The organism is Mucilaginibacter sp. Bleaf8, assembly GCF_018390515.1.
In the GTDB taxonomy this organism is placed as follows: Bacteria; Bacteroidota; Bacteroidia; order Sphingobacteriales; family Sphingobacteriaceae; genus Mucilaginibacter.
In genome coordinates, this window is sequence record NZ_JAHBBK010000001.1 from 1019104 (window position 1) to 1035723 (window position 16620).

General features: G+C 45.2%; 14 protein-coding genes. 4 read left to right on the forward strand and 10 right to left on the reverse strand.

Going from position 1 to position 16620, the window contains the following annotated elements; all coding sequences use genetic code 11:
* The first annotated feature begins 47 nt into the window (after nt 1–47).
* Complete coding sequence (locus KHS38_RS04565) at nt 48–542, forward strand: DUF2147 domain-containing protein (protein WP_213487325.1); 495 nt, start codon at nt 48–50, stop codon at nt 540–542.
* Here KHS38_RS04565 and trxA read toward each other — a convergent pair.
* The 3 genes from trxA to KHS38_RS04580 form a co-directional block, all read right to left on the reverse strand.
* Nucleotides 539–841 (reverse strand): thioredoxin, encoded by a 303-nt coding sequence (trxA, locus tag KHS38_RS04570; protein WP_213487326.1) that lies wholly within the window; start codon nt 839–841, stop codon nt 539–541. The two genes, KHS38_RS04565 and trxA, sit on opposite strands and share 4 nt — an antisense overlap.
* A 119-nt stretch (nt 842–960) precedes the next feature.
* On the reverse strand, nt 961–2202 hold the full coding sequence (gene fabF, locus KHS38_RS04575) for a beta-ketoacyl-ACP synthase II (protein ID WP_213487327.1): 1242 nt from the start codon (nt 2200–2202) through the stop codon (nt 961–963).
* Between the two features lie 118 nt (nt 2203–2320).
* Nucleotides 2321–3271 carry a Smr/MutS family protein gene (locus KHS38_RS04580; protein ID WP_213487328.1) on the reverse strand — a complete coding sequence of 317 codons (951 nt, stop codon included), beginning with the start codon at nt 3269–3271 and terminating at the stop codon, nt 2321–2323.
* Between the two features lie 146 nt (nt 3272–3417).
* Here KHS38_RS04580 and KHS38_RS22430 point away from each other — a divergent pair, with 146 nt between their 5' ends.
* Nucleotides 3418–4062 (forward strand): phosphatase PAP2-related protein, encoded by a 645-nt coding sequence (locus KHS38_RS22430; protein WP_213487329.1) that lies wholly within the window; start codon nt 3418–3420, stop codon nt 4060–4062.
* 58 nt (nt 4063–4120) lie between these two features.
* On the opposite strand, the gene KHS38_RS04590 is transcribed toward KHS38_RS22430, so the two are convergent.
* Complete coding sequence (locus KHS38_RS04590) at nt 4121–4477, reverse strand: hypothetical protein (RefSeq protein ID WP_213487330.1); 357 nt, start codon at nt 4475–4477, stop codon at nt 4121–4123.
* Between the two features lie 165 nt (nt 4478–4642).
* Here KHS38_RS04590 and KHS38_RS04595 point away from each other — a divergent pair, with 165 nt between their 5' ends.
* On the forward strand, nt 4643–6424 hold the full coding sequence (locus KHS38_RS04595) for a thiamine pyrophosphate-requiring protein (protein ID WP_213487331.1): 1782 nt from the start codon (nt 4643–4645) through the stop codon (nt 6422–6424).
* Nucleotides 6425–6626: 202 nt separating this feature from the next.
* On the forward strand, nt 6627–8126 hold the full coding sequence (locus KHS38_RS04600) for a malate:quinone oxidoreductase (protein ID WP_213487332.1): 1500 nt from the start codon (nt 6627–6629) through the stop codon (nt 8124–8126).
* A 104-nt stretch (nt 8127–8230) separates the two neighbouring features.
* Here KHS38_RS04600 and KHS38_RS04605 read toward each other — a convergent pair whose 3' ends face one another.
* The 6 genes from KHS38_RS04605 to KHS38_RS04630 form a co-directional block, all read right to left on the reverse strand.
* Nucleotides 8231–9337 (reverse strand): spore photoproduct lyase family protein, encoded by a 1107-nt coding sequence (locus KHS38_RS04605; protein ID WP_213487333.1) that lies wholly within the window; start codon nt 9335–9337, stop codon nt 8231–8233.
* 127 nt (nt 9338–9464) lie between these two features.
* Nucleotides 9465–10487, reverse strand: a complete 1023-nt coding sequence (locus tag KHS38_RS04610) for a cytochrome d ubiquinol oxidase subunit II (protein ID WP_213487334.1) — start codon at nt 10485–10487, stop codon at nt 9465–9467.
* 1 nt (nt 10488) lies between these two features.
* Nucleotides 10489–11826 carry a cytochrome ubiquinol oxidase subunit I gene (locus KHS38_RS04615; RefSeq protein WP_213487335.1) on the reverse strand — a complete coding sequence of 446 codons (1338 nt, stop codon included), beginning with the start codon at nt 11824–11826 and terminating at the stop codon, nt 10489–10491.
* A gap of 180 nt (nt 11827–12006) precedes the next feature.
* On the reverse strand, nt 12007–13680 hold the full coding sequence (locus KHS38_RS04620) for a sodium/sugar symporter (RefSeq protein WP_213487336.1): 1674 nt from the start codon (nt 13678–13680) through the stop codon (nt 12007–12009).
* 48 nt (nt 13681–13728) lie between these two features.
* Complete coding sequence (xylA, locus tag KHS38_RS04625) at nt 13729–15060, reverse strand: xylose isomerase (RefSeq protein WP_213487337.1); 1332 nt, start codon at nt 15058–15060, stop codon at nt 13729–13731.
* A 25-nt stretch (nt 15061–15085) separates the two neighbouring features.
* Nucleotides 15086–16591 (reverse strand): xylulokinase, encoded by a 1506-nt coding sequence (locus KHS38_RS04630; RefSeq protein WP_213487338.1) that lies wholly within the window; start codon nt 16589–16591, stop codon nt 15086–15088.
* Nucleotides 16592–16620 lie beyond the last annotated feature (29 nt).

Sequence of the window (16620 nt, forward strand, 5' to 3'; positions counted from 1 at the left end):
CGTACCTTATTCCTGTTCAATTATATATCTCAGGAATAGAACTACACATGCTTAAAAAGACCTCAATCAGCTGCACAGCGCTTTTACTAATAATCACCAGTTTTGCCGTAACAGCTGTTGCTCAAACGAGCGATAAGGTGTGCGGCAAATGGATGTCCGAAAAAAAGAATTGCGTTGTACAGGTTTATCGTGAAGGCAATGACTTTAAGGCCAAACTGTTGTGGTTTGATAATTCAACTGAGCCTTCTGTACCCATGGAAGAAGCTGTGGACAAAAAGAATCCAAATACCGCGCTCAGAAACCGTAAACTCATCGGCATGAATGTATTGGAGAATCTGGAGTATATATCAAAAACCAACAGTTGGGAAAACGGCATGATTTACGATGCACAATCCGGAAAAAAATGGAACTCATCGGCCTATATGACCGATAACAATACCCTAAAAGTAACCGGTTACTGGCACTTCAAATTCATTGGCCGCACCATGACGTTTAAACGTTTAGACGACGCGCAACTGGCCCGCTTTGTTGCCAAGAATTAATCAGCCCCGTACTGCTCAATAATCTGCTTTAACTGACCTGCTTGCACCACACCGCTTTGGCGCCATTTATTCTCGCCGTTTTTAAATAAAATTAAGGTAGGCACGCCCTGTACACGATAAGCATCAGCTACAGCCGGATTCTTATCCACGTCAATCTTTACAATTTTAACACGGTCGCCCATAGCATCTTTAACCTGTTTTAATATCGGGGCCATCATTTTGCAAGGGCCGCACCACTCGGCCGAAAAATCAACCAGTACAGGTTGCGGACTATTGATGATATCTGAAAATGTTGCCATATCTTTTTATTTTAGAAACGCTTGTAAGATGCCCTTTGTTTAGCCGCGATTGTCATCCATAAATAATAAAGGGAGCATGTGATGTTCATGCTCCCTTTGTTAGTATAAAGCTGTTTTACTTAAACTTTTTTAAATATAACTACGCTGTTGTGGCCACCGAAGCCGAAAGTATTGCTTACGGCAACATCTACCTGCTTTTCTAAAGCCTGCTGGGTTACAATTTGCAGGGCCTGAGGTATCTGCTCGTCCAGCTTGCTGGTATTGATGGTAGGTGGTATAATACCTTCTGTAATGGCTTTGATAGAAATCAAAGCTTCAACCGCACCTGCAGCACCTAACAAGTGCCCCGTCATGGATTTGGTTGCGCTTACATGCAGATTTTTGCTGCCGTTAAAAGCAGCATGGATTGCTTTGGCCTCGCTAATATCTCCTACCGGTGTTGAGGTGGCGTGGGCATTCAGATAGTGTACGTCATCACGGTTCAGGCCGGCATCCTCCAAAGCTAATTCCATGCCTTTTATTGCACCTTTACCTTCGGGATGTGTTGCGGTGATGTGATAAGCATCCGAGGTCATGGCGGCACCAACGAGTTCGGCATAAATGTGTGCACCGCGTTGTTTGGCATGCTCATACTCCTCCAGAACCAATACACCGGCTCCCTCACCCATCACAAAACCATCGCGTTCCACATCAAACGGACGGGATGCAGCCTGCGGGTCGTCGTTACGGGTAGATAAAGCCTTCAAGGCATTGTATCCACCGATTGAGCCCGGCGTAATAGGCGCATCGGCACCGCCGGTTACAATGATCTTGGCTTTACCCCAGCGGATATAGTTCAGGGCATCCATGATAGCGCTGTTGGCGCTGGCACAGGCCGATGCTGTAGTATAGTTAATCCCCATCAAGCCGTATTTTATAGATATTAAACCGGCCGCCATGTTTACCAGCGTTTTAGGAATAAAGAACGGATTAAAATGCGGCTCAAAACCAGAAGCAGTAAACTCCTGAATTTGTTGCTCAAATGTTACCATTCCGCCTTGTGCCGAACCGAAAATCACACCTGCATCATAGGGCGACATGGTTGATAAATCAAAGCCCGAATCTTCAATGGCCTGCTTGGCGGCAATTAATGCATACTGAGTGTATAAATCGTTCCGCTTAATTTCGCTTTTGTCCAGAAACTGAGCTGCACTGAAATCAGCAGGTAGTTGCGAAGCAAAATGGGTTTTAAATTTAGCAGCATCGAAACGGCTGATGGCCTTAGCCCCGCTTTGGCCGTTGGCTATATTATTCCAGAATGTAGCTACGTCATTTCCTAAAGCCGAAACCACGCCTAATCCTGTAACAACAACTCTTTTCATGAATGAGAATAAAATTTTATGTGCGTTTGTATGATGTGAGGGAGCCAAAGCTACTAAGCCCGCTCCTCACATCAAATAGGGCGCAAAGTAAATAAGTATTTACCTGATTAGCTAATGATTATTTAAGAATTACCTTGGTAGCGCCGTAGCCGAATTTCTCTTTTCGGGCATCCATAAAGGTTTGCACTTTCTGGTGTTTGCCCAACTGCTTGTGCAACTCACTGCGTAAAGTTCCGTTACCGGCACCGTGTATAAAAGTAATTTCGGGCAGCTGGTGTACAATGGCTGCGTCAAGCGCTTTTTTGAAATGCTCGAGCTGGATGCGCAAAATATCGTTGCTGCCTATAAACTGGTAATCGTTACGCAGCTTTTCAATGTGCAGGTCAACTTCGTTGCCGGGGCGGTCAACCTGTTGTTTTTCTTCGGCAGGTTTAAAAAAGCTTTCTTTCAGCTTTTCGGCATCAATCACCAGCTCCGGTTCGTCCAAACGAATCAGCCAGCCTTGTTGGTTCACTACCGGTACCTGTTTTTTTGCGCCGGCAAAATCTTTGGCTTTAAACTTCTCCGCAAAGATGATCGGCTCGGCAGGTTGTATGTTTTGCGGCGTATGGAAAAGTACCTGCAAATTAAACTTAGGCCATAGTTGTATATCGGCCAGTTGGGCCGAGTAAACAACTGCCGACGATTTAGGCGCAATGATGCCGGCATATTCGCCTTTATAGCCCTGCTGCTTTTCAGTACTCAAGGTAGCCAGAATTTGGAAAGATGTATCATTTACCAAGTGGAAGTGCACAACCGATGCCGCTTTGGCATCACTTATTACGCCCAGGTATACACCTTTGGTCTGAAATTCGGTTAATGGCACCTCCGGGGTAGTTAGGGCCTTCCCGGTAGTGGTTTGCTCTTTGGGCTGGTGGCCGTATACCGACGTAACTTTGCTGGCCAGCACGGGTATCTCAAAATCATCCTGATCGGTAACACCTATGGTTTGATCGTCAATGATACGGGTTATGTAGCCTTCTATCTTCTCATCAACAAAGCGCACAAAATCGCCCAGTTTGTATTTCATAATATCTGTTTTTACAACGCAAAGTTACATTAATCCTTTATTGGTTTTTAAGGTCTATAATCACAGCAAATTAATATTTAACTAAAATATATTTAACATGCCGCTACAAAGTATTAATTTTGCCAACCCTGATTAAGTAATTAATAGTGAGCCAAAATTCATCCCTTTCTTTAAAGCAAAACTGGAAGGCCTTATGGGCATCTTCGTCACACCGGTTACTGATGCTGCTGGGGTCAGTTATTGTTGCGGCTATACTTTCGGCCATGCCTACGTTTTTCCAGGCTATTGAACACCGGCCAGGCATTCAGGTACACGATGTGGTACTGGCCCATATACCTGCAGTAAACGTTTCGATATATATTTTCCTGATTATTTGGGGTATGGGGTTGTATACCCTTATCCGCGCTATTAAGGAACCGCTTATTTACACGCGCTATGTGTGGCTTTATATTGCCATTTGTACCGCACGCATATTAACCATTACCTTGATACCACTGGCCGCTCCGCTTGGTTTGGTTGAGCTGGTAGATCCGCTAACCGGCGTATTTTACGGCCATGCTACCATTACAAAAGATCTTTTCTTTTCGGGACATACGGCTACTCTGGTAGCTATGTATTTTTGCCTTCCTAAAAAAGGCGAACGGATTGCCGCTATTATTGCTTCGGTTGCCGTTGGTATATTATTGCTGGTGCAGCACGTGCACTATACTATTGACGTGCTGGCCGCACCGTTTTTTGTATTTGCATTGAACAAGCTGTTACAGGCAACCATTTTTGCCGACAGCCATTAAGCGTTAAATCAACATAAAAAGAAAGCGGGTTCTGAATAAGACCCGCTTTCTTTTTATGTTATTTTTTCGCACGCTTCAGTGTAGTTTGCATTTCAGTACCCTGATAATTCATCTTCAGTACAATCGAATCCTGATAGATCTTACCGGTATGCGGTATAGAAGTACCGTTAAGCTGTATATTAAAGCTGATATTATCCTTATCAATTTTGCCATCAGCTATAGTGCTTTGCCCGTAAGGGGTTTCGCTTGTGCCTGTCAGCTTATCGCCATCTGCCTTAAAATTGTAAGCAAGGTCAATTGCATTGCCGTTATAATCAACAAAGCCAATCCATTTACCGGTAATATCCAGCGTAAAAAGACAAATCATCGCACCGCAAAAAGTAAGTGCCAAAGAGTTCAAAATTTTCGATTTCATGGTTAAAAGGTTTTCGTAATAAATATACATTCTTTTATGTTCGGTTAAACATTTCAATACCAATTAGTTCATCAGCCTATTCTTTTCATTAAATTAAACAAATAAGCGATTGCTCGGGTTAAAAGTACGGCTGCCGTTTGGTGGTTTTGGTTAAGCAGGTAAATCATGAGCAAGAACGTAAGTGAGTTTATAATAGAACGCATCCACGCTTGGGGCATTAAGCGCGTATTTGGCTATCCCGGCGATGGTATAAACGGCGTAATGGGCGCGCTGGATAAGTTGAAAGATAAAGTAGATTTTATACAGGTAGCACATGAAGAAAACGCCGCCTTTATGGCCTGCGGTCATGCCAAATTTACCGGCGAAGTAGGGGTTTGTATTTCCACCTCGGGCCCGGGTGCCATACACATGCTTAACGGTTTGTATGATGCCAAGCTCGACCACCAACCGGTAGTAGCTATTGTAGGGCAGCAGGCGCGAATGTCATTAGGTGGCGAGTACCAGCAGGAGGTTGATTTGGTGACGCTCTTTAAAGACGTAGCCCATCACTTTGTGCATATGGTTACCGACCCTAACCAGGTACGCCATGTGGTTGACCGGGCGATACGCATAGCCAAAGCCGAGCGTACGGTAACCTGCGTTATTTTGCCTAATGATGTACAGGAACTGGATGCCGTTGAAGAACCGCCACATAAACATGGCAGCGTACATACCGGCATTGGGCACAGCCTGGAGCGCCCGGTGCCGCCCATGAGCGAGTTGCAAAAAGCTGCGGCGGTATTGAACGAAGGTAAAAAGGTAGCTATTTTGGCAGGCGTAGGTGCCGCCGGAGCCCCGGAAGAACTGAAGCAAGTGGCCGAAGTTTTAGGTGCAGGCATTGCCAAGGCTTTGTTAGGCCGTGCTATTTTACCTGATGACCTGCCTTATGTAACCGGGGCCATTGGCTTATTAGGCACCAGTGCAAGCTGGGAAATGATGTCGGATTGTGATACGCTGCTGATGATTGGTACCGGCTTCCCCTACTCGGAATTTTTACCGAAGGAAGGACAAGCACGTGCCGTGCAGATAGATATAGACCCCAAAATGGTGAGCCTGCGCTACCCTACCGAGGTAAATTTAATTGGCGATGCACAGGAAACCCTAAAGGCGTTGATCCCTCTGCTGCAACATAAGGAAGATCGCAGCTGGCGACAAACCATCGAAAAGAATGTGGCCGATTGGTGGAAAGTGGTAGAGGCCAAAGCCATGGTGGATGCCAATCCGATTAATCCGCAACGGGTATTGCAGGAGCTATCTCCCCGCCTGCCCGACCGCTGTATACTTACCGCCGATTCAGGTTCATCAGCCACCTGGTTTGCCCGAAATTTGAAGATCAGGGAGGGTATGATGGCTTCCTTATCAGGCACGCTGGCTACGATGTGCCCCGGCGTGCCCTATATTACCGCTGCCAAGTTTGCCTACCCGGACCGCATTCCAATTGCCATAATTGGTGATGGTGCCATGCAAATGCTGGGTATCAACGGCATGATTACCATTGCCAAATACTGGAAAAAGTGGGCCGATCCGCGCATGGTGATACTGGTATTAAATAACCGCGACCTGAATATGGTTACCTGGGAACAACGCGTTACCAATGGTAACCCGGAGTTTGTAGGTTCTCAGGAACTGATGGATTTTCAGTATGCTAAATATGCCGAATTGCTGGGCCTAAAAGGCATCCGGGTTGAAAACCCTGATGAAATTGGTGCAGCCTTGGATGCCGTATTATCAGCCGACCGACCAGCCTTGCTTGAGGTAGTGGTTGATCCGGCCGTGCCTCCGTTGCCGCCACATATCACGGCACAGCAAATGGTAAGCTTTAGCAAAGCCCTGCTTAAAGGCGACAACATGGAAATGGGCCTGATTAAGCAGTCATTTAAAGATTTGCTACAGGAAGTATTACACTGATAAATACAGCTAAGCGAGGGCTGAAACTTTAATGATTTTCGCATACTCTTACTTACTAAAAAGTGTTAGTTTGTAAGCGTATAGTAAGCTTCCAGAATTTTTATCAAAGAAATTGTAATTTTTATGATGATTTTCATAAAATAGTGCGTTAAAATTAGGTACAATACAAATTGCGTGTACATTTGCACCGTTCAAAACCAAAATGAGTAACAACGATTATAAACAGAATTCACAGGTTGATGTAGTTTTAATAGGCGCCGGTATCATGAGCGCCACCCTTGGCGTAATGCTTAAGGAGCTGCAGCCTGATTTAACTATCGAAATATTTGAAAGACTGGATGTTATGGCTGCAGAAAGTTCTGATGCCATGAACAACGCCGGTACTGGTCACTCTGCTTTTTGTGAGCTTAACTATACGCCGCAACTTGCCGACGGTTCGGTTGATATCTCGAAAGCGATCAAAATTGCCGAGCAGTTTGAGATTTCGAAGGAATTCTGGTCGTTTTTGATCGATAAGCAATTTATCCAATCACCAAAATCATTCATTGTTCCTGTTCCGCACATGAGCTTTGTATGGGGCGAGGATAATGTTACCTACCTGCGCAAACGTTATGAGGCGCTGGTAAAGCATCACCTGTTTGCAGGTATGCAATACTCTGAAGATTTTTCGCAGCTACAGCAATGGATACCACTGGTAATGGAAGGTCGCGAACAAAGCCAAAAAGTATCGGCCAACCGTATGGATTTGGGTACCGATGTAAACTTTGGTGCGCTTACCATCAGCCTGTTTAACCATATTAAACAGCAGCCGGGTGTAAACCTGCACCTGCAGCATGATGTAAGCGATGTAAAACGCAATAAGGATCAAAGCTGGAAAATTACCGTTAAGGACAACAAAAACGGAGGCAAACGCAGCGTGAATGCCAAGTTTGTATTTATTGGTGCCGGTGGCGGCGCATTACACCTGCTACAAAAATCGGGCATTCCGGAAAGCAATGGCTTTGGTGGTTTCCCGGTAAGCGGGCAGTGGCTGGTATGCAACAACTCCGATGTAATTAAACGCCATGAAGCAAAAGTATACGGTAAGGCTTCGGTAGGTTCGCCGCCTATGTCAGTACCTCACCTGGATACTCGCATGATTAATGGAAAACGCTCATTACTATTTGGCCCTTACGCAGGTTTCTCTACACGGTTTCTTAAAAAGGGCTCCTTGATGGATTTGTTCACTTCCATCCGGTTAAATAACATCGCACCGATGCTTAAAGCCGGTATAGACAATATTCCATTAACCAAATACCTGATTAGCCAGGTAACCCAATCGCAAGATGACCGCCTGGCTGCCCTGCGCGAGTATTTCCCCGAAGCACGTAAAGAAGACTGGGAACTGGACATTGCCGGCCAACGTGTACAGGTTATTAAAAAAGACCCGAAACGCGGCGGTGTGCTGGAGTTTGGTACCGAAGTGGTAGCCGCTGCTGATGGCAGCATTGCAGCCTTGTTGGGTGCATCACCAGGTGCATCAACTTCAGTGCCTATCATGGTGCAGCTGATTGAGCGTTGCTTTAAAGACAAAGCCAAAACGCCGGAATGGCAAGCCAAGCTAAAAGGCATGATCCCATCCTACGGACAATCACTGGCTAAAAATGCGGAACTGGCCAACGCAACCCGCGAACGTACCAGTAAAGTATTGGAATTAGTATAAAACAAGAAAGCCCTCTTAAACGAGGGCTTTCTTGTTTTATAGACATCTTGATATGATATTACTTTGCTGTGTTAAGTTGCCCGACAGCACGGTATTGCCAAGTACTACGTCCAATATAAAATCTTAGCCTCCGGAAACCGTGTTTGTATCTGATATTCAAAAAAGCCTTTTAAGCGCTGCATTTGCTCTTTGCCGTACACATATTTGATACCGCCAAACTTATTGCGTTTGGTGCTACGGGTGGCCTCGTCCATATCCAGGCTGGTATTCGGGTACCAGTTGAGTAAAATATCCTTGGAACCAGGCGTAAACCGGTGACTGATCAGTTCGAACGTCAAATCACAACTAAAATCAAGATTTTGTTGCAGCTGATCGAACAAGTCGCTATAAGCCTCCTCCCAACCCGGAATGGGCATAATAGGAGCCAAAACAACACCGATGGGGTAACCTCCGCCGCCCTGCTGCTTTGGTAAAGCCATTTTACGCAATGCCTGTATACGTGCCGCAACGTTAGGTGTACCACCCTCCAATCGCCTGGCTACTGCATCGGCATTTAAACTACAACGGAAACGGGTATGCCCATTATGCTCCAAATCAATCAGCGAATCAACCGCATCAAATTTGGTTACAAAGCGCAAGTGGCTCATTGGTCTGTCTGCAAAAAACTTAATAGTTTCGGCCAGGCCTCCGGTAATATGTTCTAAACTCAAAGGGTCGGTATAGCAACTGGCCTCATAACTGGTTACCTGGCTCAATCGTTCGTACTTAACTGTGTTTTGCAGTATGGAAGGCAGGTTAGCAAATACCCGGATTGCCGGTGGGCCTTGCAAGCTGCCTGCCAGGTAACAGTACTGGCAATGGGCCGGGCAGCCCTCGGCCAGGTGAAATTGCCAGTCGGCCGATGGTGGAATAGGGCGCAGGTTAAACGCACTTTGCGGAGCATTTACAATGGCTAAAGTATTTTTGGCTATTTTGTAAGTTTCTCGTTCGGTGGCACCGCGTAAACCTGTAATACGGTTATTTTTCAACAGCTCCACATTCAGGTCCAAAGCCTTGGCCCGCTCATAAATCTGCTGCCCGTAAGGTTCGTTCATAGCATCTGGCGTAAATACCACACGCTTTGGCATCCACAGCCTAAAACCTTTTGGTGTAGCCGTTTGCAATACTTTTGCTTCCTCATCAATCTGTTCCAGCACCGTCAGTAATTCCATAACAGTATGGGATACAAATGCCGTTCCATCATAACTTAAAAACGCTATTATGGCAGATTAAAAGTTAATTTATTTAACTCCTAATTAGAATAAAAGTAAGGTTTATTTATCGATGCTTTATGCTATATTAATGCTCTATTTCGCCGTCATGACTAAGTTTTTGGAAGCGGTAGTATAGATAAACCAATGCAGGCAAAATAAATACACTACCAATCAACAAAGCCCACCCCAAAGCATTAATGGTTGCATCGGGCGCCTGATGCTTGAATAGGGACAAGCGCTCACCGCCCTGCAAAATCAAGAAATTAGGAAAGTGTACGTAAGTAATAGCCAGCAAAATCATCGTAGCCTGAAAGCCTGCCAACACTCTCGGCACCATTGCCTTGCCCCTAATCACCAGCAGCCATAAAACAACTAAGGAAATACTGGCAGCTATAACTGCAGTTAGGCCTATGGGTTGCCCTAACACCCATTTAATAAGCGGAATGTTTTCGAAATATGCCGCAATAAAAACCAAAGCACCACAAACAACGGCTACTACATTCCACACAGCTGCTTTACGTACAAAACTTTTACGGTCGTACTCATCCTGCGCCTCACCAATCAGGTATATGGATGCCAAGAAGCTGCATAGCGCTACTGTAAACAAACCTATAGCCACACAAAACCAATTGAGCCAGCAAAACACGTAAGCAGACAAGAAATCTGTAGCCTCGGGATTGATTTTACCAGAAACAGCGCTGCCCGCAATAATGCCCAAAAACAGCGGCGTGATAAAGCTTGATACCAGAAATATCCGGTTATAAACGGCCTGCATATTATCCTGCACGGCATCATAATTGCGAAACACAAAAGCTGTTCCGCGCGCGGTAATGCCCAGCAACATAATCACCAACGGAATATGCAGGTAGATAGACATGGTACTGTATATAACCGGAAAGCCCACAAACAAGATGACCACAGCAATAATAAGCCACATATGATTAGCTTCCCATATAGGGCCTATTGCCTGGTAAGCCGCCTTACGCGTGCGGCTGCGCATAGAAGTTGGCGTAAACAATTCGATTATACCGGCACCAAAATCGGCCCCGCCTAAAACCAGGTATAGCAAAATAGCCAGCCATAAAAAAGTAATGATGACGTATTGCATATCAGGCGTTATTTAAGTTTAAGGCCGGAGCCGGTTTATCATATACCACAGGCACAACTTTAATTTGCCTGTACAACAAAAAGATTACCACTATGCTAAGTGATATATAAATGGCTGTAAAAATATAAAAGGAATAGGCTATGCCGGGCATTGGTGTAACTGCATCGGCTGTGCGCATAATGCCTTGAATAATCCATGGCTGGCGGCCAACCTCGGTTACCGTCCACCCGGCCTCCACAGCTATAAAGCCCATTGGTATAGCAGCAACAAACAGCTTGTAGAGCCAGTTGCTTCCTTGCCAGTTCTTTTTAAACCATAAAGCTACAAAGTACAAAACAGCAACCAGCATCATAAACATCCCCAACCCTACCATAATCTGAAAAGCATAATGTGTGATTGCAACGGGTGGTTGGTCTTCCACAGGTATCTGATCCATCCCCTTTACCGTTTCGTGAAAGTTATCATATACCAGAAAGCTTAACATGCCGGGAATTTCAATGGCATAATCTACTTTCTTTTCTTTTTCGTTAGGCATACCGCCAATTAGTAAAGGCGAATTGGGCTGTGTATGAAAATAAGCTTCCATAGCCGCTAATTTAGCCGGTTGGCGTTGTGCTACGCTTTTGGCAGCAATATCGCCTGCAAAGGGCTGTAAGATGGCTGCAACGCAGGCAAACACCGCAGCTATCTTAAATGCCGATCGGTGAAACTGTACGTTTTGCTTACGCAGTATCATCAAGGCATGTACACCCGCAACTGCAAAACCGGTAGCAGCGAAGGCGGCCAGCGTCATGTGCAAGGCTTCAGAAAACCATGCTTTGTTGAACATGGCTTTGATAGGATCAATATTGACATATTGCCCGTTCACATAATCGAACCCGGCCGGACTATTCATCCATGAATTACCGGCTACCACCAGTATACCTGATGCCAATCCACTAATGCCCACTACCAGCCCGGTAAACCAGTGGAACCTGGGATTTAAACGATCCCATCCATATAGAAAGAAGCCAAGCGCTATAGCTTCTATAAAAAATGCAGTTCCTTCCAGCGAAAACGGCATACCAAATATAGGCCCGGCATGTTCCATAAATTTAGGCCAAAGCAATCCCAACTCGAATGACAAGATAGTTCCCGACACCGCGCCTGTGGCAAAAAATATAGCTACGCCTTTGCTCCATGCCTTTGCTACATTCTGGTAAGCCACATTTTTAGTTTTAAGCCATTTATAGTGAGATACAGCCATAAAAAACGGCATTACCATACCAATACAAGCGTATATGATATGAAACCCTAAGGAGAGTGCCATTTGCGATCGGGCTGCTAAAAAGTCATTCATAGCGGTAACATTTTTGATACTAAAATACCGGCAAACCTTATTGCACCTATTACATTTTGCAAATTATATTGATTATATATTAATATTTTATTTCGAGATCGGCGAGTTTGGCACGGTAAGGCAATAAAAAAGGCGGCTCATTGTAATGAACCGCCTTTTGCTATAATAGTTTACTATTTGTTACCAAAGCAGGGTATAAAGAGCAACCAGTATACCGCAAATAATCAATGAACCTACAGCAAACGAATTTGATGTTTTAAACATTTTGGTATCCACTTCCAGGCCATTTGGTCTTTTGCCTGCGGCATACTCAATCGTGCTGATGATCCACATACCTATGATACAGATGACGAATACAAAGCCCATACGATCCAGGAACGGAATCTCATATACACCGCTTTCAGCACTTTTAACTGCAAAGCCGGATGGATACAGGAAAGAAAGATCAACAAACTGCGGTAAGAATTTGAAAATTACCGAAAAGATGAAACCACCAATAGTTGCAAATAGCGCTGCGTTCGATGATGCTTTTTTCCAGAAAAAGCCAAGGATAAACATCGCAAAGATACCCGGAGATACAAAGCCGGTGTATTCCTGAATAAAGGTAAAGCCACCTTTTTTGTCAATTCCCAGGAAAGGAGAAATCACCACACCTAATATCATGGCTACCACAACTGTAATTTTACCCACGTTCACCAGTTTACGATCAGGTGCATCAGGAGCAATTTTCTTTTTGTAGATATCCAGTGTAAAAATGGTGGCAATACTATTGGCCTTACCGGCAAGTGAAGCTACCACGGCAGCCGTTAATGCAGCAAATGACAGTCCTTTAAAGCCGGCCGGCAGCAGGTTTAACAGTACAGGGTAAGCTTTGTCATGATTATCGGTTAAGCTTTGCGTCATTTCGCTCGGGAATACGCTTTGCTTGTACAATACATAAGCAGCAATACCTGGCAGTACCACAATAAGGGGCATCATTAATTTCAGGAATGCGGCAAACAGGATACCGCCGCGTGCAGTTGGCAGGTTAGCACCTAAAGCACGCTGGGTTATATACTGGTTACAACCCCAGTAATTCAGGTTCACGATCCACATACCACCTAACAACACGGTTAAGCCCGGCAAGTCAATAAAGCTTGGGTTATCCTTTTTAAGGATCATATGGAAATGGTCGTTATACTTATCATACATTACGCCCAAACCATGCGTAAAGCTGTTACCGCCGAAGTGCTGTGATACCGTAGTTACGGCGATGTAAGTAGTTACCAAACCGCCCAATACCAGGAAAAACACCTGAATAACGTCGGTAAATCCAATTACTTTCATACCACCTAAAGTGATAATTACAGCGAATACTGCCAGTGCAACCAAACATAAATTGAAGTTGATACCAGAGATACCATTTACAGCAATTGCACCTAAGTACAAAATAGAAGTTAAGTTAACTATAACGTAAAGCAACAGCCAGAACACAGCCATAATCATAGCCACCGTACCGTTGTAACGCTGACTAAGAAACTGCGGCATGGTGAATATTTTATTACGCAGATATACCGGAATAAAAAACACCGCTACAATCACCAGCGTTAATGCTGCCATCCACTCATAAGCCGAAATAGCCAAACCCATGGTAAAACCGTTGCCGGCCATAGCCACAAACTGCTCTGCCGAAATATTGGAGGCAATAAGCGATGCACCGATAGCCCACCAGGTTAACGAACCTTCGGCCAAAAAGTAATCTTTGGATGTAGCATCGGCGTTACGCTTACGGCGGTACACCCACAAGCCGTAAATGGCCACAATTAAAAAATAGACAATAAATACGGTGTAGTCAGCCGCGGTTAACTTATTCATTCTGTTTATTCTTAGGATTTTATTGGTTTAACTTGCAACAAGTATATATTAAATATACCGGTTTATCAAATTTTCAAGATATTCCTGTTTACCGCTTATAGTGGCTGGTTCGCCTTGTTCAATTGCGTAAGCGCGAAGGTCTTCCAGGGTTAATTTCCCTTCTTCAAATTCTTTGCCTTTACCGCTGTCATACGAAGCATAACGCTCCTCAAGCACTTTCAGGTAATCTGATTTTTGCAAGATGTTGTCGGCAGTAATCAATGCACGTGCAAACGTATCCACGCCACCAATGTGCGCATAAAATAAATCGGCCGGATCGGTAGAATTACGGCGAACTTTTGCGTCGAAGTTAATACCACCGCCTTGTAAGCCACCCGCTTGCAGCAATACCATCATACACTCGGTTACCTCGTTCAGGTTGGTTGGGAACTGGTCGGTATCCCAGCCGTTTTGCTCATCACCACGGTTGGCATCCATTGAGCCTAAAATACCCGCGTTGGCAGCAACCTGCATTTCATGTGCAAAGGTATGGCCGGCCAATGTAGCATGGTTTACTTCCAGGTTCAGTTTAAAATCACCCAGCAAATCGTATTTCTGCAAAAAGCCAATCACGGTAGCTGCATCATAATCGTACTGGTGCTTGGTTGGCTCGCATGGTTTGGGTTCGATAAAGAAATTACCGGTAAAGCCTTGTTTGCGTGCATAATCTTTAGCTGTATGTAAAAACTTAGCCAGGTGCTCCTGCTCGCGCTTCATGTTGGTATTCAGCAAGCTCATGTAGCCTTCGCGTCCACCCCAAAATACATAGTTTTCGCCTCCCAATGCAATGGTAGCATCCAGTGCAGCTTTAACCTGGGCTGCGCCGTGGGTTAGCACATGGAAGTCGGGGTTGGTAGCGGCACCGTTCATGTAACGTTTGTGCGAAAATAGGTTGGCCGTACCCCAAAGCAGTTTAATACCGCTGGCGGCTTGCTTTTCTTTCGCATAAGCTACCAAGGTTTGCAGGCGGCGGTCATTCTCGTTAATATCGTCACTGTAATCTACCACGTCAACATCATGAAAGCAGTAATAAGGCAAGCCCAGCTTGGTCATAAACTCAAAGGCCGCATCCATTTTGTCTTTAGCACGCTCCACAGCATCGGCTTTCTGATCCCATTCAAAAACGTGGGTAGCGCCGCCAAACGGATCGGAACCGTTACCATTAAATGAATGCCAGTAAGCCACAGCAAACTTGAAATGATCTTTTAAAGTTTTGCCAGCTACTACGCGGTTTTCATCATACCACCGGAAAGCCAACGGGTTATCACTTTCGGGTCCTTCATATTTAATTTGGCCAAAGCCTTTAAAGTACTCTTTGTCTCCTGTTAAAATAGTTGCCATTTCGTTTTTTATTTGGTTTGATAGATTAGTTATTTACTTCATTAATTGCCTCTTCGGCTATCAGTTGTTTTTCGAGCAGCAGTTTCCATTCCTGGTATACTTCTTCAAAATGATTGGTAGCAGGTTCTATCACCTGCACTCTTTCCATACCCTTAAACGCTTCGGCTGCCGACGCGAACAGGCCTGCGCCTATTCCTGCACCTAAAGCCGCCCCCACGCTACCATCATTGTTGTAAAGCTCTACGGGCACACCGGTAACATTCACAAACGTTTCGGCAAACAGGTCGCTTAAAAACAAGTTGGCCTTACCAGCACGTATTACCGTTGGATTCATGCCGTTGCTGCGCATAATATCCAACCCATAGCGGAATGCACAGGCAATACCTTCCTGCACCGCACGGAAGATGTGCTGCTGGGAATGTAAATTCAGATCGATGTTGTGGAAGTGCACGCCTACAAGTTTGTTGTTCAGCATGCGTTCCGCACCGTTACCGAAGGGCAATATGCGCAGGCCGTTGCTTCCGGCCGGCACCTGCCTGGCCTGTTCGTTCATTTGCGCATAGCTAATGTTAGCACCAAACAGGTTTTTGGTCCACCGGTTAAGGCTGCCTGTACCATTAATACATAGCAGAATACCCAGGCGCTTTTGCTCGTCGGTATAATTCACGTGCGCAAAGGTGTTCACGCGCGATTGCGGATCATAAGCCAACTGATCGCTTACCCCATATATCACGCCCGAAGTGCCGGCTGTGGCAGCCACCTCACCGGGATTCAACACATTCAGGGATAGTGCATTATTGGGCTGGTCGCCCGCTTTGTAAGCCACCGGAATGCCGGCTTTCAGCCTTAACTGCTGGGAAACCGATTGTGATAAAGTACCATGTATAGAGAACACTGGGTTTACAGCAGGTATCAACTCCTCATTGAAACCGAAATAGTTCATCACATCCCTGGACAGGCCATTCTCTTTAAAGTCGAAGAAAATCCCTTCCGAAAGCGCAGATACCGAAGTGGTGATCTCACCGGTAAGCTTCATGGCTATAAAATCGCCAGGCAGCATAATCTTGTCAATCTTTGCATATACCTCGGGTTCATTGGCTTTAACCCAAGCCAGCTTGGCTGCCGTAAAGTTGCCCGGCGAGTTGAGCAAGTGCGATAAACTTTTCTCCTCACCTATTGCTGCAAAAGCCTCGTCACCATATTCAACTGCACGGCTGTCACACCAAATGATACTGTTACGCAACGCTTGTTGATTCTTGTCGACCAACACCAGGCCGTGCATTTGATAGGCAATACCAATGGCGGCAATATCCTGCGGATTATAAGTACCCGAATTATGGCACAACTGTATTGCCTGCTGCGCCTGCTCCCACCACATTTCGGGCGACTGCTCTGCCCAACCCAATTGGAGCGAGATAATCGGCGATTCGGTATCGGGATACTGTGCCGATGCAATAGCCTTTTGCGAACCGGCATCAACAACAGAAACTTTTACTGATGATGTGCCAATATCAATGCCTAATAATAACATATGCTGATAAGTGAATGTATATCGTACTT